The following is a 23397-nucleotide window of genomic DNA, read 5'->3' as shown; positions in this document are numbered from 1 at the left end:
GGACCGAACCTCAGGCGAGGCCCAGCGCCTGCTTTTGCAGCACGATCAGGTCGGCAATGCCGCCCTGCGCCAGGTCCAGCAGGCGGTTCATGCCGTCGCGGTCGAACGCCGCGCCTTCGGCCGTGCCCTGCACTTCGATGAAATGGCCGGCGTCGTTCATGACCACGTTCATGTCGGTATCGCAGTTGGAGTCCTCGATGTAGTCGAGATCCAGCACCGGTGTGCCCTGGTACACGCCCACCGAGATGGCCGCCACGAAGTTTTTCAGCGGGATGGCCGGCACCGCGCCGCGCGCCACCAGCTTGGCAAAGGCGTCGTACGCAGCCACCATGGCGCCGGTGATCGACGCGGTGCGGGTGCCGCCGTCGGCCTGGATCACGTCGCAATCGAGGTGCAGGGTGCGTTCGCCGAAGGCATTGAGGTCAAACGCGGCGCGCAGCGAGCGGCCGATCAGGCGCTGGATTTCCTGGGTGCGGCCCGACTGCTTGCCGCGCGCCGCCTCGCGGTCCATGCGGGTGTGGGTGGAGCGCGGCAGCATGCCGTATTCGGCCGTCATCCAGCCCTGACCCTTGCCTTTCAGGAAGCCGGGCACCTTGTCTTCGATACTGGCGGTACATATGACCTTGGTGTCGCCGCACTCGATCAGCACCGAACCTTCGGCATGCTTGGTGTAGTCGCGGGTCAGGCGCAGGGTGCGCAGCGCATCGACGGCGCGGCCGCTCGGGCGGGTGTCTAGGGTCATGGTGTATTCCTGGCAAATTGATCGTCCGGCAGCATAGACCACAACGGGCGCTGGCACAACCGCGCCAACCCTACAGTTCCGGTAAACAATACTGAACCCACCAGCCGCAATTTTCTTTACAATGCAATATCCAGCAATTTCCAGACCATCCGGCAGAGAGACATTGTGGAGCGCAGCCACAATACTTTTTGCCTGCAGCACCGGATGTTGGATAAGTCACTGTTTTGTAAAAGATTAATCGGGGATATCCATTGAGCATTTCCAGCATGACGGGCTACGCGGTCGCCACCAGTGAGAGTGCGGCGGGCACACTGACCATCGAGATCAAGAGTGTCAACTCCCGGTTTCTCGATCTTCAGTTTCGAATTAATGACGATTTACGCGCGCTTGAACCCGATCTGCGCGCGGCGATCATGGCTGCCATCACGCGCGGCAAGGTGGAACTGCGCCTGAGCTTTGGCCGCAAGGCAGCCACCACGGGCGCGCAGGCGCTGAACATGCCGTTGCTGACCGAGTTGCAACGCTTGCAGGCCGAAGTGGGCGCGCACTTTCCCGCCGCCCAGGCCATGTCGGTGGCTGAACTGCTGCGCTGGCCCGGCGTGATCGAGGAAGCGCAAATCGGCCAGGAGTCGCTGCAGGCCGACGTCGCCGCGCTTACCGTGCGCACGGTGCAGGCGTTTGTCGTGAGCCGCCAGCGCGAAGGCGCGGCGCTCGAAGCGATGCTCATTTCCCGCATCGAGGCGATGGAAGCGATCGTCAAACGCATCACGCCCCTGATTCCGCAAGTGGTGGCGGCGTTCCAGCAAAAAGCCGTCGAGCGCATGCAGGACGCGCTGGGCCTGGCCTGCCAGGGCTCGAACTCGTCGCTGTCGCGCCAGGATGCGCTCGAGCGCATCCGCCAGGAAGTGATCCTGTACGGCATCCGCATCGACGTCGCCGAAGAGCTGGGCCGGCTGTCGGCGCACCTGGGCGAAACCCGCCACATCCTGAAAAAAGGCGGCCAGGTCGGCAAGCGCCTGGACTTCATGATGCAGGAGCTCAACCGCGAAGCCAACACCCTGGGCGCCAAGGCGTCGGTGAAGGAACTGGCCGATGCATCGATGGAACTGAAACTGCTGATCGAGCAGATGCGCGAACAGGTGCAGAACCTGGAGTAATCCTCCTGCTTACGCTTAGTCATCCTCGCGCACGCGGGGATGACGGAATTCAAGTTGGCGATTACAGCAGCTTGTCCAGTTTTAATACCTGTATGTCTGCCTTGCCGCCCACTTCCTGCACCAGCGCCTGGAAGTGCGGCGTGGCTTCATGCTCGGTCAGCGCCTGCTGGTCGCGCCATGTCTCGATCATCACAAACCGTCCCGGCTGTTCGATATCGCCGTGCAGCTCGTAACGCGAGCAGCCCGCTTCGGCGCGGCTGGGCGGGACGATTTTTTCCAGTGCAGCTTTGAGGGCGGCCTCGTGGCCGGGCTTGGCGGTCAGGGTGGCGACGACGATCAGGTCTTTCATGTGGTTTTCCGGTGAGTGACAGATCCCGTTAGTATTGGGTTCGTTTGCCAAAGGAAAAGAGCCCGGCTTTAAAAATCCCGCTATGATTTGAGCTCAACTGGTTAGCTCAACTTTGGAGCGCAACATGGCGACGTCAATTCGGGTAGGCATCGGCGGATGGGATTACGCGCCCTGGCGCGAGACGTTTTATCCGCAAGACGTGCCGCAAAAAAAGGCGCTGGAATATGCCAGCCGCCAGGTCACCAGCATCGAAATCAACGGCACCTATTACCGCACCGCCAAGCCCGAACACTTCGCCTCGTGGCAAGCGCAAACGCCGGACGACTTTGTTTTCTCCGTCAAGGCCAGCCGCTACGCCAGTAACCGCCGCGTACTGGCCGAAGCCGGCGAATCGGTCGAGCGCTTCGTCAACAGCGGCCTGGCCGAACTGGGCGACAAGCTCGGTCCGCTGCTGTGGCAACTGGCGCCCACCAAGCAGTTCGATCCCGACGACCTCGAATCCTTCTTCAAACTGCTGCCGGCCAAACTTGGCACGCGCAAACTGCGCCACGTGCTCGACGTCCGCCACGACAGCTTCATGTGCGACGACTACCTGAAACTGGCGCGCAAGTACAAGGTGGCGACCGTGTTTGCCGATGCACCGGACTTCCCGTCGTTTGCCGATGTGACCGGCAGCTTCGTGTACGCGCGCCTGCTCAATGCCGACAGCAGCAGGATTACCGGCTACACCAAGCCGGCATTGAAAAAATGGGCGACCGCAGCAGGCCAATGGCAGCAAGGCTCCGCGCCCGATCACCTGCCGCTGGTGGGCACCGCCAAGGACAGCAAAACGGCGCGCGACGTGTTCATCTATTTCATTAACGGCGCCAAGGAACGGGCGCCGGCGGCGGCGCAGCATCTGATCGGATTATTGTAAACGCGGGTAAATGGCAGCGCGCTCATGGCTCTTGGTAAAATACGTCTTTGGGCGCCTGGTTGGCGCCTTTGACGTTTAGAGTCGGGAAGATAAACATGAGCTTAACCAACGCTTTCGCCGGCAGCTTGTTCGTGGTGGCCGCGCCGTCCGGCGCCGGCAAGTCCACGCTGGTCAATGCCCTGCTGGCGCAGGAGCCGGCGATCAAGCTGTCGATTTCCACCACCACGCGCGCGCCGCGTCCCGGTGAAACCCACGGCAAGGAATACTGGTTCACCACCGCCGAAGATTTCGTCGCGCGCGCCGAAGCCGGCGAGTTCCTGGAGTGGGCCGAAGTGCACGGTAATTACTACGGCACGTCGCGCATCATGGTCGAACAGCAGATGAAGACCGGCACCGATATTTTGCTGGAAATCGACTGGCAGGGCGCGCGCCAGGTGAAGAAGCAGTTCCCGCAGGCGACCGGCATTTTCATCCTGCCGCCATCGATCGATGCGCTCGAAGAACGACTGAAAAAACGCGCCACCGACGAGCCCCACGTGATCACCCGCCGGCTGCTGGCCGCAGGGGGAGAAATCGCCCACGCGCCCGAGTTCGAGTATGCTATCATCAACGAAGAATTCGCAATCGCGTTGTCCGAGCTGACCGCGATTGTCAGAGCGGCCCGTTGCCGGTTTGCGCAACAAGCGGCACGCAACGCCTCGCTATTTGCCCAATTGGGTATCCACGCTGAATAAAAGATTTTAGGAGCTATATCATGGCACGCATTACTATTGAAGACTGTCTCAAGAACATCCCTAACCGTTTCCAGCTGACCCTGGCAGCCACCTACCGCGCGCGCCAGCTGCTGCAAGGCCACACGCCGAAAGTGGAAGCCAAGGACAAGCCTACCGTGGTCGCCCTGCGTGAAATCGCCGCCGGCAAAGTCGGTATCGAAATGTTGAAAAAAGTCCCCATGTAAGGTGGACGCGTTCCCGAAGGTGGAGAATGCATCCTCAACTCGACGGAACGCACACGTATGAACCTGATCCCTGCCGACCTGACACTGAACGGCAAGCCCGCCCGGGCCAAGCAGCCGGCCACCGCGCCGGCCGCAGTCACGTCCACCTTGACGTCCAACGCGCCGTCCACCGCTATTACGTCCGGAAACAATGCAGGGGATAGCACCGCCTCTACCATCGCAGCATCCGTGCCACCACCAGCTCCCCCCGTGATTTCCTCGTCGCCCCTGGCTACGCCTACCCTGACCGCCGGCGTTGCTTCGGTCACGCACCTGACCGAAAAACTGTCCGAGTACATGAATGCCGCCGACCTGAAAAAGGTCAAGGAAGCTTATCGCTTCTCGGATGAAATGCACCTGGGCCAGGTCCGCAAGTCGGGCGAGCCGTATATCTCGCACCCGATCGCCGTGGCTGAAATCTGCGCCGACTGGAAGCTCGACGCGCAAGCGATCATGGCCGCGCTGCTGCACGACGTGATGGAAGACCAGGACGTCAAGAAGGACGAGCTGATCGAACGTTTCGGCGCGCCGGTGGCCAACCTGGTCGATGGTTTGTCCAAGCTCGATAAAATCGAATTCCAGAGCCAGATCGAAGCGCAGGCGGAAAACTTCCGCAAGATGCTGCTGGCGATGGCGTCCGACGTGCGCGTCATCCTGATCAAGCTGGCCGACCGCCTGCACAATATGCGCACCATGGAAGTCATGGCGCCGAACAAGAAGGCCCGCATCTCGCGCGAGACCATGGAAGTGTACGTGCCGATCGCGCACCGCCTGGGCCTGAACAATATCTACCGCGAGCTGCAGGACCTGTCGTTCTCGCACCTGTACCCGCTGCGCTATCGCACCCTGGCCAAGGCCGTCAAGGCGGCGCGCGGCAACCGCCGCGAAGTGGTCACCAAGATCCTCGAATCGGTGAAGAATACGCTGGGCGTGGCCGGTATCGAGGCGGAAGTGTATGGCCGCGAAAAAACGCTGTTCGGCATCTACAAAAAGATGCGCAACAAGCACCTGTCGTTCTCGCAAGTGCTCGACGTGTACGGTTTCCGCGTGGTGGTCGATACCTTCCCCAATTGCTACGTGGCGCTGGGCACCCTGCACTCGCTGTACAAGCCGATGCCGGGAAAGTTCAAGGACTATATTGCGATTCGCAAGCTCAACGGTTACCAGTCGCTGCACACGACCCTGATCGGCCCGTACGGCACGCCGGTCGAGTTCCAGATCCGCACCCAGGAAATGCATCGCACCGCCGAGTCCGGCGTGGCGGCGCACTGGCTGTACAAGAACGCCGATTCCAACCTGTCGGACATGCAGCAGCGCACCCATGCGTGGCTGCAGTCGCTGCTCGACATCCAGCAGCAGACCGGCGACTCGGCCGAGTTCCTCGAACACGTCAAGGTCGACCTGTTCCCCGATTCGGTGTACGTGTTTACGCCCAAGTCGAAAATCATCGCCCTGCCGCGTGGCGCCACGCCGATCGACTTTGCGTATTCGATCCACACCGGCATCGGCGACCACACGGTGTCGGCCATGATCAACCACGAACCGGTGTCGTTGCGCACCGAGCTGCGCAACGGCGACATCGTGGAAATCGTTACCGACTCCAATTCGCGTCCAAGCCCGAGCTGGCTGTCGTTCGTGCGCACCGGCAAGGCGCGCTCGGCGATCCGCCACCACCTGCGCACCATCAACCTGCCCGAGTCGATCACCTTGGGCGAGCAATTGCTGGCGCAGGCGCTGACCTCGCTGGGCATGTCGGCGCTGCTCGAAGAACACCTGACCGAGCGCCTGCTCAACGAATCGAGCGCCAAGTCGCTCGACGAGCTGTATGCCGACATCGGCATCGGCAAGCGCATGGCCGCGCTGGTGGCGCGTCACATCTTCGGTTTGCGCGGCGGCGAATCGGCCAGCGCGCCGATCGACCACAACAGCGCTACCGAGCTCGACCCGGTCACCATCTGCGGCAGCGAAGGCGTCTCGGTACAACTGGCGCCGTGCTGCCTGCCGATTCCGGGCGATTCCATCATCGGCCAGCTGCGCCGCGACCAGGGCCTGCTGGTGCACACCACCGATTGCACCATCGCCAAGCGCCAGAAGACCAAGGAACCGGACCGCTGGATCGCGGTCAAGTGGGGCACCGAGATGAACCGCCGTTTCGACTGCCGCATCAAGCTGTTGATCAACAACGAAAAAGGCATCCTGGCGCGCGTGGCAGCCGAAATCGGCGAGTCCGACGCCAACATCACCTATGTCGGCATGGACGAGGACAAGGACAACGTGCTGCACCAGCTGCGCTTTACCATCCAGGTGAAAGACCGCGTGCACCTGGCCGGCCTGCTGCGCAATGTCCGCCGCGTGAACGGCGTGAACCGCATCCTGCGCGAGCGCAGCTAAAGCAAGGGCGAAAAGCTCAGACTGCGAACGCCGCTGCCCTCTTGCGGCGGCCAATCAAACCCAGCAAGCCAAGCCCCGCCCCCATGGTCAGCCAGGCTGATGGCTCGGGGACCGGCGAGATGGCGGTGGCGGCGCCAACGCTGGCCATGCTATCAAAGACACGGGTTGTGACGCTGCTGGCGGCCGTGCTGGTAGGCGACAGCCAATACAGTTGCACCAGGGCGCCGCTGGCGGGGTCGCCATGACCGAGCAAGGTGCTCTGGTCGGCGCCGTACAACGCCACAGACAGGGTGGACAGCGAGCGGTTGATGGCAGAGCCGATGGAGCCCGCGAAATCCACGTCGAAGCCAATCTTGCCGCCAAAATTTACAGCATGAAAAATATCGGCGGTGCCGTTCAGGTTACCCATGGTGTAACCACTGGCGAGCGAACCGCTGGTCTGCCCGCTCAGTTCTGGCACAAATTGCGTGTTAAAGCCGACGAAGTTGGATAATTGTGCGGTGGAAGACGCGGCATTGCCACTGGACGCATTGAACATTAGATCAATCCAGCCCTGATGGGTGAAAGACGAGGTATCGATTTCCACCCGCAGGGTTTCGGCCGAGACGAACGCGGCCGATGTGCTCAATACCGCTGCCAGCAAGATTTTTTTGAATGTAAGGCGCATGATGAATCCCTTTAGTTGGTGAACAAGAAGTGAATTCCGTAACCTATGCAAGACTATGCAGAAGCAGAATTCCCTTGGCTCTCAATTTATCAGCACAACAACGTTATCAAAACGTTTATTAGGGATGTCTTTCATCATTTAATCTTTCCTAATAAAAATACTGTTTGCTGTTAGGGAAGTGCTGATTTATTTCTGAGGTTGCTCCCCGGCGCCGAGCGAAGCTGGCAAAATGTGGGAATCAAACTTTCCGCGACAAACACCATGCAATCGAGCTTTTCCGACGCCGAGTACGCCCGTAAAAAGAAGCTGACGCGGCGCGACCGTTTTCTTGCCGAGATCGAAGCGGCCACGCCATGGCCGGCGCCGGTGGCGTCGCTGCTGCCTTACTACCCGAAGGGTGATGGGCGCGGCCGTCCGCCGATCGGTCTTGAACGGATGCTCACGATGTACATCGCCCAGCAGTGCTTCGGCCTGTCGGACGAAGGCGTCGAAGATGCCATCTACGACAGCCAAGCCATCCGCGGCTTTGTCGGCATCGATCTGACCCATGAATCGGCGCCCGACGCGACGACGCTGTTGAAGTTCCGGCGGCTGCTTGAGAAGCATGAACTGACCAAGCGCATCTTCAGCGAAATCAACGGCCATCTGGCCAGCAAAGGCTTGACGATGCGCGAGGGCACCATCGTTGACGCCACTTTGATCGCCGCGCCGCCATCGACCAAGAACCGCGATGGCGAACGCGATCCTGAAATGCACCAGTCCAAGAAGGGCAACGAATGGTATTTCGGCATGAAGGCTCATATTGGCGTCGACATGACCACGGGTTTGGTGCACTCGGTCATTGGCACGGCCGGCAACGCCGCTGACGTCACGCAGGCGCACGCGCTGCTGCACGGCGCAGAGAAGGTCGTGCTCGGCGACGCCGGCTACCAGGGCGTGGGCAAACGGGCTGAAAACATCGGCACCGATGTCGAATGGCATACCGCGATGCGCCCTGGCTTGCGCAAGGCGCTCAAGGACGACAAACTGGGCCGCATCAAAGAGAAACTGGAGCAGACCAAGGCGAGCGCGCGCGCCAAGGTCGAGCATTGTTTCCACGTCGTCAAATGCCTGTTCCGTCATCGCAAGGTCCGGTATCGTGGTCTGGCCAAAAACACGGCGCAGTTGTTCTCGTTGTTCGCTTTGGCCAACTTGGTGCTGGCCCGCAGATCGCTCTGCGGCAAGCACACCCAAGTTGCGTCCAGCAGCTGAAAAACAGGCAGGAATGCCGCGAAAATTCGGCTTGTCCACCTCCTATCAGTAAGTTTTCGCCAGGTTCTGCATGGAATTTCGTTTGGCAAGATCAAAAACTAATTCCATCTGCCGAAAACCGAATTGATCAGCGCTTCCTTAGAGTCAGAACCTGCCGCTGTAAATCCTGGCGTCGTAGTTCACCGTCACTTTTTCCGGATTGACGAAGAGCAGCGGTATGGTGACCGATGCATCCGGCACCAGATCGATATCAACGGTGATATAGGGCGAACCATCATGGTTTCCCGTCGCGTTGAACAACGTCACGCCTGAAGTCAGCTCATTGAACTGCAGATGCAGCGGACCTTTCAGGTTGATGCTGCCCGTGTTGGTCAACACGAAATCTCCCGCATATTTTCCAGTCGAGCGATTCAGGATCAGACCGTAGGCGGTGGTTCGGATATTGCCGGTGACGTCGATATAAGTCGGCTGCGTTGGCGGCGTCGTGGTTGTTGCCAGCTTCACCGTTACGGTTTGCACAGGACTCTTGAGGCCATCGGCTACAGCATCAAGTTCAATCACGCCGTCGGTAAAGCCGGTCAGTGTATAGCTCCATTTACCCTGCGCATCGGCCACCGTGCTGACGCCCGACATCCAGCCAGTGGTGCGGTTGTAGGCGCTGAGGATCACTGTGGCGCCAGGAGCGGCGGTGCCGGTAACGGGCATATCGCTCAAGGTCCAGGGGGAGCCTGGAACGTGGATCGTCGGTGCAACGCCATCAGTGATCGTCACCGTGACATCAGCAGGTTGCACAACAGAATAGTTAGCATCGCTGGTAGTAATCGTGTGAACTATTTTTGCGGTATGGATTCCCTCCGCTACACCATTTGCTAACGCACGCACACTCACGACTTGCGGCACATTCCAGTTCTGAGGAGTAAAAACCAACTCTGAACGCGCAACCCCGAGCTTTGATCCTGGGCCAACGGTAATCTTCACATCAGCTTCTGGCGCTTGTGTCAAAGCAAGCGTGTAGGTACCGGCATCTCCCCCTTCTGTCAACTTCAATGCATCTTGCGATAAGGTGACGCCAGCGGCAATTCCCATGTCGGCGACGCACAAATAATGGACATTCTGTGGAGCCCTGCAGTGAAACACGACGAAGCGGCCATCGTAGTTCATTTTTGGTCCGGAGAAAGCCGTCAAGCCTGGTGGTGCAATTTCCCGGGTGATTTTCGTGAGTCGGTCATACACATAGATGGTATTGTTTCTGAAATATGAAACGTAACGTCCGTTTCCGCTGATCCCACTGAACAGCGCGTTACCAATGCTCAGCCCACTGACCAATTCTGTCTTTCCTGCTTTACGGTCCCGCACGTAAACCGAATAGAGTTTCGACTCGGTTGACAATCCGGTCACGTACATTGGAGTACTGATAAAAGCAAATACATTGCCGTCAGCACTCATCGTCAGTTCGCCAACCGTCATTGTGGCAAGCTTATTATCAGCTCTTACATTCACCGCCTCGGTGACGCCAGTGATCCGATCATAAACGTAGGCAGAGTAATTGGGCACAGCGCCACTCACGTAAGACACAAACCGGCCGTCTGCGCTAACGATCCTTCTTTGGCCTCCGCTTGAAAATTCTGCAGCTGTGGGGGCGGTAGACTTGTTGACCATGTCGCGCACATACAGGCGATAGGTCGTATTTTGAATTGTGGAGAAAGCGATTATTCCACCATCAGCGCTGATTCCAGGGATACTGTTTACCCCGTCTCGCCCGGTGTCAGGCACCATCTCAGTCGTGTCATTGAACTTATCATAGACAAAAATCCCCAGTCCTCCCACGGTCTTGGCACCCATGCTGGTACTGACACAAGAAAGACCGACATAACGTCCGTTACCGCTGAAGCTTGCCCCTCTGCATTCGCTCCCCTCTGCCGCGCCATCAAGCTTTTTGCTGGCAGTCGTTCGTTCACCAGTTTGCAGATCATGGATGTAGAAATATGAGGGTAAGGTTGTACCACCAGGCCCCCACTGTTGTGATTTATAAAGAATGTATCTGCCGTCTGCACTCAGGCTGGGCAACGAATCGCCAGCCTGCTCAGTATCAAACGGTACTGATCTCACAGTAATATCTGGCGCTGCCAGCGCGCTTTTTGCACCTAGTGCAGTCATCACCATCAAGGCAACCGCAAATATCTTAGTCACTTTCATTAACGACCTCTCCTAAAATTTCATTTCATCGGTTGCTTCCGCATGCTAACGCCGCGACCAGACCACAATGGAAAAATTCCAATGGAGAAATATTAACATGGGGAAATAAAGACCGGAGAGTATTTACTGAATTACGCTCGTCCTGTATGCAAGAAGGAACTTTTGTATTACCGTCTACTTGGCGTCAGGGCTGGGATAATGCACTTCCAGTATTTCCAGCTCATCGACCCCGTGCGGCGCCTGGAAAGTGACCACATCGCCCTCGCGCGCCTTGGTCAATGCCCGCGCCACCGGCGCTACCCAGCTGATCTTGCCATTCAAGGGATCGAGCTCGTCGATGCCGACGATGGTGATGGTGCGCTCCTGGCCATGCTGATCGCAGTAGGTGACGGTGGCGCCGAAAAAGATCTGGTCTGTGCCGTGGTGCACGCTGGGATCGACGATCGCCGCCGAATCCATGCGCTTGGTGAGGAAACGGATGCGGCGGTCGATTTCGCGCAGGCGTTTTTTACCGTAGATGTAGTCGCCGTTTTCCGAGCGGTCGCCGTTGGACGCGGCCCAGTGGACGATGCGCACCACTTCCGGCCGGTCGACGTCGATCAGCTGCAGCAATTCGTCCTTGATGCGCTGGTAACCCTCGGGGCGGATATAGTTCTTCGAGCCGGGCGGGATGGCCAGCGCCAGCGCGGCGGCTTCCTCGTCGTCGTCACCGTCGGATTCTTTTACAAAGGCTTTATTCATGAGCCTATTGTACCTGCCCGCCGCGCGGTATCATGCTGCCAGAAGAACCACACGAGTCCCGATGAAATATTTCCGACGCTTGCACCGCTGGCTGTTCGCCCCGCTGGTCTACCTGGCGGCGCTGTTGCTGCTGCTGGAAGACTGGCTGTGGGACCTGGGCGCGGCGCTGATGCGCCGGCTTACCGCGTGGCCGCCGCTGGCGCGCCTGGAACAAGGAATTTGCCGGCTGGGACCGTACGCGGCGCTGGTGCTGCTGTTATTGCCGGCCGTATTGCTGTTTCCGGTCAAGCTGCTGGCGCTGTGGGCGCTGGCCAACGGCCATGCGCTGCTGGGCCTGGCCGTGATCGTGCTGGCCAAGGTGCTGGGCGCGGCGGCCGTGGCGCGGCTGTACCTGCTCACGCGGCCGGTGCTGCTCACCATCGTCTGGTTCGCCAGATTGCTGGGCTGGTTCCTGGCGCTCAAGGCGCGCTGGATCGCGCGCCTGCAAGCGACCGCCGCCTGGCGGCGGGTGCAGGCGCTGGCAGAGCGCGTGCGCCGCTGGCGCCAACGCGCCAGCCTGGCGCCGCGCAGCTGGGGCGGACGTTTCCGCCGCCTGCTCAAGCGCGTGCGTGCGCGCTGGCGCACCTGACTCCCTGACAATCAACACCATGAGTAATACCATGAGCACTGCCGCCCTGCCCCCTGCCGACCTTGCCGCCGAACTGGCACAGGTGCGCGCACGTTTCGACGCCATCGTCTCCAATACGCCCGGCCTGGTGTACCAGTTCGTGCGCGAAGCCGACGGCAGCGTCGCCTTTCCCTACCTGAGCGACGGCTGCCAGGCGCTGCTGGGCCTGGCACCGGCCGACCTGCACGCCGCACCCGGCCGCTTCCTCGAACTGATCCTGCCCGAGGACCGGGGCTCGTACCTCGATGCCATGCAAGCTTCGGCCAACGCGCTGCGGAGCTGGAACTGGGAGGGCCGGATCTGGGTCGATGCCTGGAAGGACGTCAAGTGGATCAATCTGCGCGCCACCCCGCACGCGCTGCCCGGCGGCGCCATGCGCTGGGACGGCATGATGACCAACATCACCGAAAGCAAGCAGGAACAGCAGGAAGTGCGGCAGTCGCGCGCACGGCTGGCCGAACTGAGCGCCCACACCGACCGCGTGAAAGAACAGGAACGCGCCCGCATCGCCCGTGAAATCCACGACGAGCTGGGCGGTAACCTCACCGCCATCAAGATGGCGCTGGCCATGTTGGCCGTGCGCCTGGACGGCATCGGCATCGACCCGGCGCTGCGCGAACGCACCGATTACCTCGACTCGCTGGTGGACCGCACCATCGACGCCGTGCACCGGATTTCGCTCGACCTGCGCCCCGCCCTGCTCGACCTGGGCCTGGTGGCCGCGCTCGAGTGGCAGGTGCGCGAGTTCGACAAGCAGGCCGGCATCGAGACCACCTTCAGCTACAACCAGCGCGACATGGGGCTGGACGAAGACCAGTCCACGGCGCTGTTCCGGGTTGCCCAGGAGGCGCTGACCAATATCGCCAAGCATGCCGAAGCCAGCCGGGTGAGCGTGAAGCTGGCGCGGCTGCGCCATTACGTCAGCCTGAAAATCACCGACGACGGCCGCGGCATCCGCCAGTCCGACCGCGCCAAGCCGGCGTCGTTCGGCCTGCGCGGCATGGTGGAGCGTACCCGGGCGCTGGGCGGCACCCTGACGCTGAGCCACGCGCCGGGCGGCGGCACCGTGGTGGCGATCAAGATACGCCACGAAAGCACGGGCACGGAGGCTACAATAGCCGGATAGCCAACCGGCGACCAATTGCTGTGAATAATGCGCCACAGAGCGCCTGCAAATAAAGTAGAGAAAACCACCATGAGCGAAAAAGCCATCATCAAGGTCTTCATTGCCGACGACCATGCCATCGTGCGCGAAGGCTTGAAGCAAATCCTGGCCGAGACGCGCGACATCATCGTGGCCGGCGAGGCCGAAAACGGCCTGGAAGCGGTCAAGCTGTTTCGCAAGTCCGAATGCCAGGTGATGCTGCTCGACATTTCCATGCCCGACCGCAGCGGTATCGACGTGCTCAAGCAGATCAAGAAGGAAAAGCCGGACCTGGCCGTACTGATGTTGTCGATGCACCGCGAAGACCAGTACGCGATCCGCTCGCTCAAGGCGGGCGCGTCCGGCTACCTGACCAAGCAGAGCGCACCGCGCGAACTGGTCAACGCCATCCGCCAGGTGGCGGACGGCCAGAAATACATCAGCCCGGCGCTGGCGCAGGAACTGGCCAACCACGTGGGCGAAGACCACGAGGCGCCGCCGCACGATTCCCTGTCCGACCGCGAGTACCAGACCCTGACCATGATCGCCTCCGGCAAGACGGTGGGCGTGATCGCCAAGGAGCTGTCGCTGTCGGTCAAGACGGTCAGCGAGTACCGGGCCCGGCTGCTGGTCAAGATGAAGCTCAAGAACAGCGCCGAATTGACACACTACGCCATCAAAAATCAGCTGATCGACTAACGAGGGACGACGAACCGCGCCGACAGGGGTAAAATGACAACGACGCGACCATAAGTCGTTGTCGGATAGAACATTTTTGATGCAGAAATGAAAGACGTTTTTCTGCGCCTGCTCCGCGCAATGATGCATCAGGCTTGGGCCTATCATGCTACAACCAAGTAAACCCATAGAGGTTCCATGTCCAGCAAACCCGCAGTCCCCGAGCAGAATCCGGCCGAGATCGCACGCGAGGCGTTCAAGCGCCTGGCGCTGCGCCGGATCTCGCCCACGCCCGAGGCCTACCGCGAAATTTACAACGAAATCGCCGGCATCAGCGAACCCGTCGCAGCCCCGGTGGTGGCCATCGACCCCGGCCCGGAAGCGGTACTGAACCAGTTTGCCACGCGCCTCACCGACGGTACCGGCGATCTGGCTGATTTCGGCCGCCGCTTCAACCGCGCCGTCAAATCGCGCGACTGGGACGGCTATGCGCGCATGTTGTCGCAACTGGTGGAAAAACACTTTATCAGCAAGAAGCCGGGTATCGAAGTGGCCGGCATCGGTGGGGTCGGTGGCGCCGCTGTGGTTGGCAGCGTCGAGGACGAGCAAAGCCGCGTCCTGCGCGAACTGCTCAGCCGCACCCTGACCTTCGCGGTGGCCTCGCTGCTGGCCGGCGCGCCAGCGCTGGCGGCCGAAGCCGAATCCCTGGGCAGCGCCGCGCGCGAGGCCCACAACGAGGAAGCGCTGACCGAGATCGGCCAGCGCCTCAAGCAACTGTGCTTCCAGATCGAAGTGCGCGGCGCCGACAGCGGCGAGCAGCAGGAACTGCTGCTGCGCCTGTTCAAGCTGCTGCTGGAAAACGTCAGCGAACTGCTGGACGACGACAGCTGGCTGCAGGGTCAGATCGAGGCCGTGCAACACCTGATTTCCGGCCCGCTCGACGTGCGCGCACTCGAGGACGCCACCCGCACGCTGAAAGAAGTCATCTACAAGCAGGGCCAGCTCAAGCACAGCCTGTCGGACGTCAAGCTCACCGTCAAGAACATGATGATGACCTTTATCGACCGGCTGGGCGCGGTGGCCGCATCCACCGGCGACTTCCACGAGAAGATCGGTGGTTATTCGGACAAGATCAGCAAGGCCGACAATATTGCCGAGCTCAATACCATCCTCGACGAGGTGCTCAAGGAAACCCGGATGGTGCAGGCCGAAGCGCTCAAGGCGCGCGACAAGATGGTGCTGGCGCGCCAGGAAGTGCAGGATGCGGAAAGCCGCATCCACGCGCTCGAGGCCAAGCTCCAGCACTTGAGCGAGCTGGTACGTGAAGACCAGTTGACCGGCTCGCTCAACCGGCGCGGCCTCGACGACGTGTTCGACCGCGAAACCGCGCGCGCCGACCGCCGTGGCACGCCGCTGTGCATCGCCGTGCTCGACCTCGACGACTTCAAAAAGCTCAACGACACCTATGGTCACATCGCCGGCGACGCCGCCCTCAAGCACCTGGTGAAGATCGTCAAGGAAACCCTGCGCTCGATGGACGTGATCGCCCGCTTCGGCGGCGAGGAATTCCTGATCCTGATGCCCGAGACCACCATCGACGCGGCGGCATCGACCATGACCCGCCTGCAGCGCGAATTGACCAAGCACTTCTTCCTGCACGATAACGAGAAAGTCCTGATCACCTTCTCGGCCGGCGTCGCGCTGCGCCGCCCGAATGAAGAGCAGACCGACCTGGTCAAACGTGCCGACAAGGCCATGTATTCCGCCAAGCAGACCGGCAAGAACCGGGTGGTGATGGCCGAATAGGCTAAAAAACTTGGTACGGATGCCACAAAATCTATCCAGCCCGGCGCCTGCCGGGCTTTTTTTTCATTTAAATCGCCGAGAAATAAATTATTTTTCACCCTAAAGAATCGTTTCTTGCGGTCGATTAAGCGCAGGCATCGGCTGAACTTTAGGGCTGAAATGAAATTTATAGTTCGTTTCCAGGGCTAAATTTTCCCGTGGAGCAACCGAAAATCATTACAACAGCGGTTTGATTGTCTCGGAACGCGGAGACAGACCAAAGTGAAATGAGCAGCTAGCCCACACCGTAGTAATCTGGAGAATCATCATGGCACAAGTCATCAACAGCAACATCCAATCGCTCAATTCGCAACGTAACCTGAGCAGCTCGCAAGCTAATCTGTCGACCTCGTTGCAACGTCTGTCCTCCGGCCTGCGCATCAACAGCGCCAAGGACGACGCCGCCGGCCTGGCAATTTCCGAGCGCTTCACGTCGCAAATTCGCGGTAACCAACAAGCAGCCCGTAACGCCAACGATGGCATCTCGCTGGCTCAGACTGCTGAGGGTGGCTTGAGCACCGCCGGCGATCTGCTGCAACGTGTGCGCGAACTGGCAGTACAGTCCGCCAACGGCACCAACTCGGAATCGGATCGCAAATCGATCCAGAACGAGGTGGCATCCCTGTCGAAAGAACTGGACCGCGTGGCTAACACCACCCAGTTCAACGGCCAGAACGTGCTCGACGGTTCGCTGACCAACACCCAGTTCCAGGTTGGCGCGAACTCGAACCAGACCATCAACATCGGTGTGGCCAGCGCCAAGGCAGCCGATCTGGGCAACAACACCGTCAAGACCACCGCCAGCGGCACCACCATGAACGCCGCCGTCGCCACGGCAGCGAACGGCCTGACCACCGCTGAACCGCTGACCATCAGCTCCGGCGCGGGCATCACCACCAAGGTGGAAGCGGCCGCCGGCGACAGCGCCAAAGCCATCGCCGCCAAGATCAATGCACTGAGCAACAGCAGCGGCGTTTCGGCACAAGCCAAAAGCACCGCGACCATCAAAGGCATTGGCCTCGATGCAGGCGGTCTGCCTAGCGCGACCTCGCAGTCGGTCAGCTTCACGCTGAAAAGCGCCAATGCGGATGCGGTGACGATTTCGTCGTCGGTCAAGAATGGCGACTTGGCGTCGCTGGCGCAGGCTATCAATGCCCAGAGCGGTTCGACCAATGTTACCGCCAGCATCAAGGTCAACCAGACCACCAACCAGAAGGAGCTGCAACTCGATAATATCGCTGGCGACGATATCACCATGGTAGGCGGCACCGGCACCACCAATGTGGCCATGACCAACGCCGAGATGCGCGGCGCCGATATCACCGATAACACCACCACGCCACCGACCACCACGGCAGGCACAGGTATTCCCGCGACTGGTACCGTGACGGTCGGCGGTTCGATCGAACTGTCATCCGACAGCGGTTTCTCGGTCAATGGTGGTGCCGTGAGCCTGGGTGCAGCCGATATCGGCAGCGAGCTGGCATCGGTGGACAAGATCGACGTCAGCACCGTGGAGGGTTCGAATGCCGCACTGAAAACCATCGACTCGGCGCTGAACCAGATCAACAAGAACCGCGCCGACCTCGGTGCGATCCAGAACCGCTTCGCTTCGACGATCGCCAACCTGAACACGACGACCGAGAACCTGTCGGCTTCGCGTAGCCGTATCCAGGATACCGACTTTGCGCAAGAAACGGCCAACCTGACGCGCGGCCAGATCCTGCAACAGGCCGGTACCGCGATGCTGGCCCAGGCCAACTCGCTGCCAAATGGCGTGCTGTCACTGCTGCGTGGCTAATCCCCCGGGATGAGTTAGCTCAGAAAAAACTTGCGCTAACCACGCTCCCCGGCTGATTTCATCAGTCGGGGATTTTTCGTAAAGGACGCATCATGACTATTGACTCAATAGGTTCTGTCGCCACCGGTCGCCCGGCGGAACGCCAGATCGCGGGCGCCGACGCCGCTCCCGCACCGGGAGCCACGCGCTCGCCGGCCACCACCGTCGACACCGCCAACGCCGTCAAGGGCCCGCCTTCGCTCGAACAGGTCAACCGGGCAGTGTCCGAGTTGAACAAATCGCCGCAGGCCAAGTCCCAGGGACTCGAGTTTTCCATCGATACCGACAGCAAGCGCACCGTGGTCAAGGTTATCGACCAGAGCACCAAGGAAGTATTGCGCCAGATTCCCACGCCCGAGGCGCTGGAAATCGCCAAGGCGATGGAAGCGAAGTCCACCAAGGGCGTGCTGATACAGCAAACCGCCTGAATCCGCAGCACCACGGCGCGCCTTGCGCGCGCCGTTCTTTTCTTCCATATGGCAAGCTGATTCAGGCATGCCGCCCTCCCCGCGCCGCAACGGCATCACAGTCAACCCGACTTTCTTCCGCTAAGTGGGAACTGACTGGTATTCTTCCCTCTCAAGTCCGGTTTGATTCTGCCGTTATTGCCTTATATTATTGGTTTACACAGGAGTGCAACGTGGCTATCTCGACCCCTAACATTGGATCCGGGCTTCCGATCAACGACATCATCAGCAAGCTGATGACGGTCGAGTCGGCGCCGCTGGCGCAGTACGACAAGAAGTCGGCCAGCGCCCTCGGCCAGGTATCGGCGTTTGGCAACCTGTCAGGCGCGCTGGGTACCTTCCAGTCGGCGCTGTCGGGCCTGACGTCGCTCGGCAGCTTCCAGACCATGTCCGCGCTGCCCGGCGACGCGTCGATCTTCAATGCCACCGCCAACGGCACGGCCAAAGCCGGCTCCTACAAGATTAATGTGACCCAGGTGGCGCAGCCGCAAACGCTCGCGTCCAATGGTTTCAAGTCCACCACGGCCGCGATCGGCGTTGGCGCCAAGACCACCATCAATTTTTCGCTGGGCACGGTCAGCAAGGGCACGTTCGGCATCAACGGCACTGCGCTTGGCGCCAGCCTGAGCACGGGCGGCCTGACGCCCGGTGCGCTGTCGATCAACGGCACCGCGATCGCCACCGACGGCACCACGCGCAGCGCCCGCCTGCTGGCCGACGCCATCAACGCCAAGAGTTCCACCACCGGCGTGTCGGCCAAGGCGGCCCCCACGGTCACCAGCGCCACGTTGTTCGGCAACGCCGGCGCGTCCAACTTCGGCAATGTCGACACCAGCGGCGGCGGCACCTATTCACTGTCGGTCGGTGGCGTGGAAATCGCGGTCCAGGGCGAAAACGTGGCCGGGGGCGCAACCGGAGCGGTGACCGCCGCCTCGATCGACGCAGCACTGACCGGCAACACGTCGGTGGCGCGCGCGCTGGCCGACGCCAACATTACGGTAAGCGGTACGGCCGCTGATGGCACCTTGCGCTTTACCAATGCAGACGGCAGCAATGTGGCCATCGCCGAAGCGGTCTCGGGCAGTGTCACGGGCGGCATCGGCAACAGCGGCGGCCAGGCTAACATCGGTTCCAGCACCACGGCGGTGGGGTCGATCTCGCTCATTTCCAACGACGGCAGTCCGATCAGCGTGGCTGGCAGCAATCCGGCCGGCGCTGGCCTCACGCCCGGCGTGGGTGGCGCTTACCAGGATGCTGTTTTTACGGCCGATAGCGACCGCACCAGCGGCAACGTCGTCATCGACAGCACCAACAATTCGCTGCAAGAGATCGTCAATGCGATCAACAAGGGTGGTTTCGGTGTGACCGCCAGCATCGTCTCGGATGGCTCCAGCGGCACCGATGCCAAGCCCAACCGCCTGATCCTGACGTCGACGAGCACCGGCGAAAGCTCCACCATGAAGATCACGCTGGCAGGCACCAATGGCGAACCGCCCGATCCGGCTTTGGTCGATTTGCTCAGCTACGATCCGGGCGGCGTGCAGAACATGAACCAGAAAATGGCCGCATCCGACACCAAGGCCACCGTCAACGGCATCGACGTGACCAGTTCGAGCAACACCATTTCGGGCGCGATCACCGGAGTGACCATCAATGCGATCAAGACCGGCAATTCCACGCTGGCGGTCAACAAGGACACGGCGGCGTTGACCACCTCGGTCAACGGCTTCGTCAAGGCGTACAACGATCTCAACAATCAATTCACGTCGCTGGGCGGCTACAACGAAGAAACCAAGACTGGCGGTCCGTTGCTCGGCGATTCGACCTTGCGCAACCTGCAAGCGACCATCCGCCGCCAGATGACGGCCAGCCTGACGGGGCTGCAAGGCACTAGCCTGACCAGCTTGTCGCAGATCGGCATTGCGTTCCAGAAGGACGGCAGCCTGGTGCTCGACAACAGCAAGCTGCAAAAAGCCATCGACAACAACTACAACGATATCGCCGGCCTGTTTGCGGCCGTTGGCCGCAGTACCGACCCCGATATCAAGTTTGTCAGCTCCACCTCCAAAACCGGCGCTGGCGACTACGCAATCAATATCACGCAGCTGGCCACCAAGGGGACTTTGCAGGGGACCAATGTATTGCCGGCAGAGACAGTCATTGGTGCTAATACGACCTGGAGTGTCACGCTCGACGACACCGAGCCCACCTCGGCTTCCAACACGGCCACCATCAGCATTCCGGAAGGTAGTTACAACCCATCGCAACTGGCCGCCGCGTTGCAGTCGTCGATCAATGGGGTGTCTGCTTTTTCGTCGAAGGGCTCGACCGTGGCGGCCACGGTGGGGACCGATGGCAAGCTCAAGCTGGAATCGACCAATTACGGCTCGAAGTCCAACATCAGCATTACCATGACCACCGGCACCGATACCTCGGCCGTGTTTGGCACCGGCACCTCGGTCAAGGGCAAGGACGTGGCCGGCACCATCGGTGAATACGCCGCCAGCGGCGACGGTCAAACCCTGACCGGCATGCCTGGCGGTCCGGTCGAAGGCCTCAAGCTGACCGTGGCCGGCGAAACCACCGGTGCGCGCGGCTCCTTCGGTTTTTCCCAGGGCTACGCTTACCAGCTCAATACCCTGGCATCCGGTTATCTCGGTGCTGGCGGGGCCATCACCAGCCGCACCAAGGGACTCAACGACGCGGTCAAGGGCATCACGGCACAGCGCGATAAATTCGCAGCCCGGCTGGTGGAGGTGGAGGCGCGCTACCGCAAGCAGTATTCGGCACTCGACACCATGATCGCGAACTTGAACAGCACCCAATCGTTTCTGACGCAGCAATTGGCCTCACTGGCCTCAGTAAAGTAACGTCCCACTCACAGGAGACAGAGTATGTTTGGATCTCGACAAACTGGCGTGCATGCCTATGCCAAGGTTGGCATGGAAACCGGCGTTGTTGCCGCCAGCCCCCACAAGCTGATCGTCATGCTGTTCGACGGCGCGCTGGTCGCGCTCAACAGCGCATTGGGCGCCATCCGCAGCGGCAATATTGCCGAGAAGGGCAAGTCGCTGTCCAAGGCCATCCTGATCATCGACAGCGGCCTGCGCGCCGCGCTCGATAAAAAGGCCGGCGGCGAGATCGCCGAGGGGCTCGATTCCCTGTACGAATACATGAGCGGGCGCCTGCTCACTGCCAATATCCAGAGCGATGCGGCCGTGGTCGAAGAAGTCCAGCGCCTGCTGATCGAACTGCGCGACGCCTGGAATGCGATCGCCGACACGCCTGCCGCCACCGGCCGCCCCCAACCTGCCAACTTTGCGAGCGTTTGACCCATGATGACGAATCAAGAAGCTTTATCCGCCTACGCCGCCATGGCCGCCCTGACCGAACAGATGGTGCAGGCCGCCAGCGCCAGCGACTGGGACACGCTGGTCGCGCTCGAACAGCGCGTGGCCGTGCATGTGCAGGCGCTGCGCACCGAGCCGGCCCAGCCGATGACCGGCGCTGACCGCGAACGCAAGATCGAGCTGATCCGCCAGATGCTCAACGCCGACCGCCAGATCCGCGACCTCACCATGCCGTGGATGGCGCAATTGTCCAAGCTGATCAGCTCCACCGGTACCGAACGGCGCGTGGTTAACGCCTACGGCAACGTCTAAAGCAGGGGCGCGCCATGTTGCCGCGCATTGACGCCAGCGTCCGGCCGGTAGCGCAATCGGACGGCGCCGGCACCGGCGTCGCGGTGGGCGATGGCCGCCAGGGCCAGGTCGCGCTGCAAAAAGCACTGCAAGGCCTGGTTGGCCAGAACGTGCCGGCGGTGGTGCAATCGAAGTTCAGCGACGGCAGCGCGCTGGTCAAGGTCGCCGAGCAGAACGTGCGCATGATGTTGCCGGCCGACGTCAAGGTCGGCGCCGAAGTCTCGCTGACCGTGCTCAGCGCCTCCCCTCGCCCCACCTTCCAGTTCGGCACCGGCACCGCCGGCGCCACCGTGGTCTATCCCGACGGCGGCGACGGCCAGGCCGCCGGTCTGCCGTCGCAAACCGCGCCGGCCGCGTTGCCGGGTGCGGCACGCGGCGCGGGTTTGCCCGGTAATGTCCAGCCAGGTCTGCCTGCCGGTGCCGACGCCGCTGCCGACATCGATGCCCAGCCTGCAGCCACTGCCGCCGGCGCTGCCCAGGGCGGCCGCACCGCTGGCGCCGAAGCGACGCGGCCGCAAAGCCTGGCCGCCACCCTGCTGGGCAAGGCGCCGCTGACCGCCAGCGCCGATCTGCCCGGGCTCGACCATACCACGCCGCAATCGACCCTCAGTCCCACCGCGCGCGCGCTGGCGACGGTGCTGCCGGCTGCCGGCCAGATGGCGCAACTGGCGCTGGTGGGCAAGTCCGCCCTGTTCGGCAACGCCGCGCCCGACACCGACAAGCTGACCCAGAAACTGCACGACACCATCTCGAAGAGCGGGCTGTTCTACGAATCGCACGTGACCGAGTGGGTCAAGGGCGAACGGCCGCTGGCGGACCTGATGCGCGAACCGCAAATGCAGCAGATGCAGCAACTGCAACGGCTGGCGCAGCGCTCGGGCGAAGCGCTGGCGCGGCTGGGGCCCGGCGGCCCGGACCTGACGCCGGCGCAAATGGTCAACCAGCAGTTGCACACCCAGGAGCAAGGCCGGGTGCAGTGGAACGGCGAGGCGTGGCCCGGCCAGCAAATGCAATGGGAGGTCAAGCGCGAGCAGAACCAGCAGCACGGCGGCCGCCAACAGCCAGAGGCCGAGAGCCAGGAGCAGGTCTGGCGCAGCGGCGTGCGCTTCCGCCTGCCGATGCTGGGCAAGGTGGGCGCCACCGTGACCATGGTGGGCGACCAGGTCCACGTGCAGCTCAATACCGACACCGATGACGCGGCCACGACCTTGCGCGCCTACGCCGGCCAGTTCGAATCGGCCATGGCGGCCGCCGGCGCCCTGCTCTCTTCGCTGGCGATCACCCAGCAGGATGGCGACAGCGCCCAGGGAGCCGAGCATGGCCACTGAAGTACGCAAGCCGCTGCAACAGGCGGTGGCCCTGGCCTACCAGGACGGCGCCCCCGCGCCCAAGGTGGTGGCCAAGGGCCGTGGCCTGGTAGCCGAGCAGATCATCGGCGTGGCGATGGAAGCCGGCGTGCATATTCACGAATCCAAGGAACTTGTTTCTTTGCTCATGGACGTGGACCTCGATCAACAAATTCCACCCATGCTCTACCGCACGATTGCGGAACTGTTGGCATGGCTTTATTATATTGAATCTGCGCAAAAGTCCGGCCAGCCGCTGCCGGCGCCGCCTGACACCAGCGTTCCCCTCACCGATACTTGAC

The 23397-nt window shown here is 61.3% G+C and carries 22 protein-coding genes; 17 read left to right on the top strand and 5 right to left on the bottom strand.

Going from position 1 to position 23397, the window contains the following annotated elements; genetic code table 11:
- Positions 1–10: 10 nt before the first annotated feature.
- Positions 11–742, bottom strand: a complete 732-nt coding sequence (gene rph / locus DUPY_RS13115) for a ribonuclease PH (RefSeq protein ID WP_070248713.1) — start codon at positions 740–742, stop codon at positions 11–13.
- 266 nt (positions 743–1008) lie between these two features.
- On the opposite strand from rph, the gene DUPY_RS13110 reads away from it, so the two are divergent.
- Entirely contained in the window at positions 1009–1899 is an 891-nt protein-coding gene (locus DUPY_RS13110) for a YicC/YloC family endoribonuclease (RefSeq protein ID WP_070248712.1), read from the top strand.
- Positions 1900–1960: 61 nt separating this feature from the next.
- Here DUPY_RS13110 and DUPY_RS13105 read toward each other — a convergent pair whose 3' ends face one another.
- Positions 1961–2248, bottom strand: a complete 288-nt coding sequence (locus tag DUPY_RS13105; protein WP_070248710.1) for a putative quinol monooxygenase — start codon at positions 2246–2248, stop codon at positions 1961–1963.
- Positions 2249–2372: 124 nt separating this feature from the next.
- Here DUPY_RS13105 and DUPY_RS13100 point away from each other — a divergent pair, with 124 nt between their 5' ends.
- The 4 genes from DUPY_RS13100 to DUPY_RS13085 all read left to right on the top strand — a co-directional run bounded on the left by DUPY_RS13100 (position 2373) and on the right by DUPY_RS13085 (position 6552).
- Complete coding sequence (locus DUPY_RS13100; protein ID WP_070248709.1) at positions 2373–3164, top strand: DUF72 domain-containing protein; 792 nt, start codon at positions 2373–2375, stop codon at positions 3162–3164.
- 95 nt (positions 3165–3259) lie between these two features.
- Complete coding sequence (gene gmk, locus DUPY_RS13095) at positions 3260–3898, top strand: guanylate kinase (RefSeq protein ID WP_070248707.1); 639 nt, start codon at positions 3260–3262, stop codon at positions 3896–3898.
- Between the two features lie 20 nt (positions 3899–3918).
- Positions 3919–4122: a DNA-directed RNA polymerase subunit omega gene (gene rpoZ, locus DUPY_RS13090; protein WP_019922806.1), complete on the top strand. Its 204-nt coding sequence runs from the start codon at positions 3919–3921 to the stop codon at positions 4120–4122.
- A 57-nt stretch (positions 4123–4179) separates the two neighbouring features.
- The gene (locus DUPY_RS13085; protein ID WP_208600042.1) at positions 4180–6552 is read left to right on the top strand and encodes a RelA/SpoT family protein; all 2373 of its coding nucleotides are present in this window, start codon (positions 4180–4182) and stop codon (positions 6550–6552) included.
- 16 nt (positions 6553–6568) lie between these two features.
- Here DUPY_RS13085 and DUPY_RS13080 read toward each other — a convergent pair whose 3' ends face one another.
- Entirely contained in the window at positions 6569–7219 is a 651-nt protein-coding gene (locus DUPY_RS13080; RefSeq protein ID WP_070248705.1) for an NF038129 family PEP-CTERM protein, read from the bottom strand.
- Positions 7220–7480: 261 nt separating this feature from the next.
- On the opposite strand from DUPY_RS13080, the gene DUPY_RS13075 reads away from it, so the two are divergent.
- Positions 7481–8470 carry an IS5 family transposase gene (locus tag DUPY_RS13075; RefSeq protein ID WP_070248703.1) on the top strand — a complete coding sequence of 330 codons (990 nt, stop codon included), beginning with the start codon at positions 7481–7483 and terminating at the stop codon, positions 8468–8470.
- Positions 8471–8614: 144 nt separating this feature from the next.
- Here the strand turns inward: DUPY_RS13075 and DUPY_RS27905 are convergent, their stop codons facing one another.
- On the bottom strand, positions 8615–10666 hold the full coding sequence (locus DUPY_RS27905; RefSeq protein WP_141749533.1) for a TolB family protein: 2052 nt from the start codon (positions 10664–10666) through the stop codon (positions 8615–8617).
- Positions 10667–10840: 174 nt separating this feature from the next.
- A complete protein-coding gene (gene greB, locus DUPY_RS13065; protein ID WP_070248699.1) occupies positions 10841–11407 on the bottom strand; it encodes a transcription elongation factor GreB in 567 nt (188 codons plus the stop codon).
- A gap of 61 nt (positions 11408–11468) precedes the next feature.
- Between greB and DUPY_RS13060 the strand changes: the two genes are divergently transcribed.
- The 11 genes from DUPY_RS13060 to DUPY_RS13010 all read left to right on the top strand — a co-directional run bounded on the left by DUPY_RS13060 (position 11469) and on the right by DUPY_RS13010 (position 23396).
- A complete protein-coding gene (locus tag DUPY_RS13060) occupies positions 11469–12035 on the top strand; it encodes a hypothetical protein (RefSeq protein ID WP_070248697.1) in 567 nt (188 codons plus the stop codon).
- Between the two features lie 31 nt (positions 12036–12066).
- On the top strand, positions 12067–13200 hold the full coding sequence (locus DUPY_RS13055) for a sensor histidine kinase (protein WP_070248695.1): 1134 nt from the start codon (positions 12067–12069) through the stop codon (positions 13198–13200).
- Between the two features lie 69 nt (positions 13201–13269).
- On the top strand, positions 13270–13917 hold the full coding sequence (locus DUPY_RS13050; RefSeq protein ID WP_070248692.1) for a response regulator: 648 nt from the start codon (positions 13270–13272) through the stop codon (positions 13915–13917).
- 177 nt (positions 13918–14094) lie between these two features.
- Positions 14095–15702 (top strand): GGDEF domain-containing protein, encoded by a 1608-nt coding sequence (locus tag DUPY_RS13045; RefSeq protein WP_070248689.1) that lies wholly within the window; start codon positions 14095–14097, stop codon positions 15700–15702.
- A gap of 307 nt (positions 15703–16009) precedes the next feature.
- Entirely contained in the window at positions 16010–17542 is a 1533-nt protein-coding gene (locus DUPY_RS13040) for a flagellin N-terminal helical domain-containing protein (protein WP_070248687.1), read from the top strand.
- A 92-nt stretch (positions 17543–17634) separates the two neighbouring features.
- Positions 17635–18009, top strand: coding sequence for a flagellar protein FlaG (locus DUPY_RS13035; protein ID WP_070248685.1), 375 nt, complete (start codon positions 17635–17637; stop codon positions 18007–18009).
- A gap of 212 nt (positions 18010–18221) precedes the next feature.
- Positions 18222–20918, top strand: coding sequence for a flagellar filament capping protein FliD (gene fliD, locus DUPY_RS13030; RefSeq protein WP_070248683.1), 2697 nt, complete (start codon positions 18222–18224; stop codon positions 20916–20918).
- A gap of 24 nt (positions 20919–20942) precedes the next feature.
- Positions 20943–21380 (top strand): flagellar export chaperone FliS, encoded by a 438-nt coding sequence (gene fliS / locus DUPY_RS13025; protein ID WP_070248682.1) that lies wholly within the window; start codon positions 20943–20945, stop codon positions 21378–21380.
- A 3-nt stretch (positions 21381–21383) separates the two neighbouring features.
- Complete coding sequence (locus tag DUPY_RS13020; RefSeq protein WP_070248681.1) at positions 21384–21710, top strand: flagellar protein FliT; 327 nt, start codon at positions 21384–21386, stop codon at positions 21708–21710.
- Positions 21711–21724: 14 nt separating this feature from the next.
- The gene (gene fliK / locus DUPY_RS13015; RefSeq protein ID WP_070248680.1) at positions 21725–23077 is read left to right on the top strand and encodes a flagellar hook-length control protein FliK; all 1353 of its coding nucleotides are present in this window, start codon (positions 21725–21727) and stop codon (positions 23075–23077) included.
- A complete protein-coding gene (locus DUPY_RS13010; RefSeq protein ID WP_070248679.1) occupies positions 23067–23396 on the top strand; it encodes an EscU/YscU/HrcU family type III secretion system export apparatus switch protein in 330 nt (109 codons plus the stop codon). Before fliK ends, DUPY_RS13010 begins: the two co-directional genes overlap by 11 nt.
- Position 23397: the final 1 nt, after the last annotated feature.

The organism is Duganella phyllosphaerae, from assembly GCF_001758785.1.
Lineage (GTDB): Bacteria > Pseudomonadota > Gammaproteobacteria > Burkholderiales > Burkholderiaceae_D > Rugamonas > Rugamonas phyllosphaerae.
This window is presented reverse-complemented; position numbering and strand designations above follow the sequence as displayed.

What these genes read in the sequence shown, in the direction of transcription:
- DUPY_RS13055 (WP_070248695.1), top strand. Translation starts at nt 12,067, where the DNA reads ATGAGCACTGCCGCCCTGCCCCCTGCCGACCTTGCCGCCGAACTGGCA.
- DUPY_RS13010 (WP_070248679.1), top strand. Translation starts at nt 23,067, where the DNA reads ATGGCCACTGAAGTACGCAAGCCGCTGCAACAGGCGGTGGCCCTGGCC.
- DUPY_RS13040 (WP_070248687.1), top strand. Translation starts at nt 16,010, where the DNA reads ATGGCACAAGTCATCAACAGCAACATCCAATCGCTCAATTCGCAACGT.
- gmk (WP_070248707.1), top strand. Translation starts at nt 3,260, where the DNA reads ATGAGCTTAACCAACGCTTTCGCCGGCAGCTTGTTCGTGGTGGCCGCG.
- DUPY_RS13075 (WP_070248703.1), top strand. Translation starts at nt 7,481, where the DNA reads ATGCAATCGAGCTTTTCCGACGCCGAGTACGCCCGTAAAAAGAAGCTG.
- fliK (WP_070248680.1), top strand. Translation starts at nt 21,725, where the DNA reads ATGTTGCCGCGCATTGACGCCAGCGTCCGGCCGGTAGCGCAATCGGAC.
- fliS (WP_070248682.1), top strand. Translation starts at nt 20,943, where the DNA reads ATGTTTGGATCTCGACAAACTGGCGTGCATGCCTATGCCAAGGTTGGC.
- DUPY_RS13080 (WP_070248705.1), bottom strand. Translation starts at nt 7,219, where the DNA reads ATGCGCCTTACATTCAAAAAAATCTTGCTGGCAGCGGTATTGAGCACA.
- DUPY_RS13100 (WP_070248709.1), top strand. Translation starts at nt 2,373, where the DNA reads ATGGCGACGTCAATTCGGGTAGGCATCGGCGGATGGGATTACGCGCCC.
- DUPY_RS13050 (WP_070248692.1), top strand. Translation starts at nt 13,270, where the DNA reads ATGAGCGAAAAAGCCATCATCAAGGTCTTCATTGCCGACGACCATGCC.
- rpoZ (WP_019922806.1), top strand. Translation starts at nt 3,919, where the DNA reads ATGGCACGCATTACTATTGAAGACTGTCTCAAGAACATCCCTAACCGT.
- DUPY_RS13020 (WP_070248681.1), top strand. Translation starts at nt 21,384, where the DNA reads ATGATGACGAATCAAGAAGCTTTATCCGCCTACGCCGCCATGGCCGCC.
- rph (WP_070248713.1), bottom strand. Translation starts at nt 742, where the DNA reads ATGACCCTAGACACCCGCCCGAGCGGCCGCGCCGTCGATGCGCTGCGC.
- DUPY_RS27905 (WP_141749533.1), bottom strand. Translation starts at nt 10,666, where the DNA reads ATGAAAGTGACTAAGATATTTGCGGTTGCCTTGATGGTGATGACTGCA.
- DUPY_RS13110 (WP_070248712.1), top strand. Translation starts at nt 1,009, where the DNA reads ATGACGGGCTACGCGGTCGCCACCAGTGAGAGTGCGGCGGGCACACTG.
- greB (WP_070248699.1), bottom strand. Translation starts at nt 11,407, where the DNA reads ATGAATAAAGCCTTTGTAAAAGAATCCGACGGTGACGACGACGAGGAA.
- DUPY_RS13060 (WP_070248697.1), top strand. Translation starts at nt 11,469, where the DNA reads ATGAAATATTTCCGACGCTTGCACCGCTGGCTGTTCGCCCCGCTGGTC.
- DUPY_RS13085 (WP_208600042.1), top strand. Translation starts at nt 4,180, where the DNA reads ATGAACCTGATCCCTGCCGACCTGACACTGAACGGCAAGCCCGCCCGG.
- DUPY_RS13045 (WP_070248689.1), top strand. Translation starts at nt 14,095, where the DNA reads ATGTCCAGCAAACCCGCAGTCCCCGAGCAGAATCCGGCCGAGATCGCA.
- DUPY_RS13105 (WP_070248710.1), bottom strand. Translation starts at nt 2,248, where the DNA reads ATGAAAGACCTGATCGTCGTCGCCACCCTGACCGCCAAGCCCGGCCAC.
- DUPY_RS13035 (WP_070248685.1), top strand. Translation starts at nt 17,635, where the DNA reads ATGACTATTGACTCAATAGGTTCTGTCGCCACCGGTCGCCCGGCGGAA.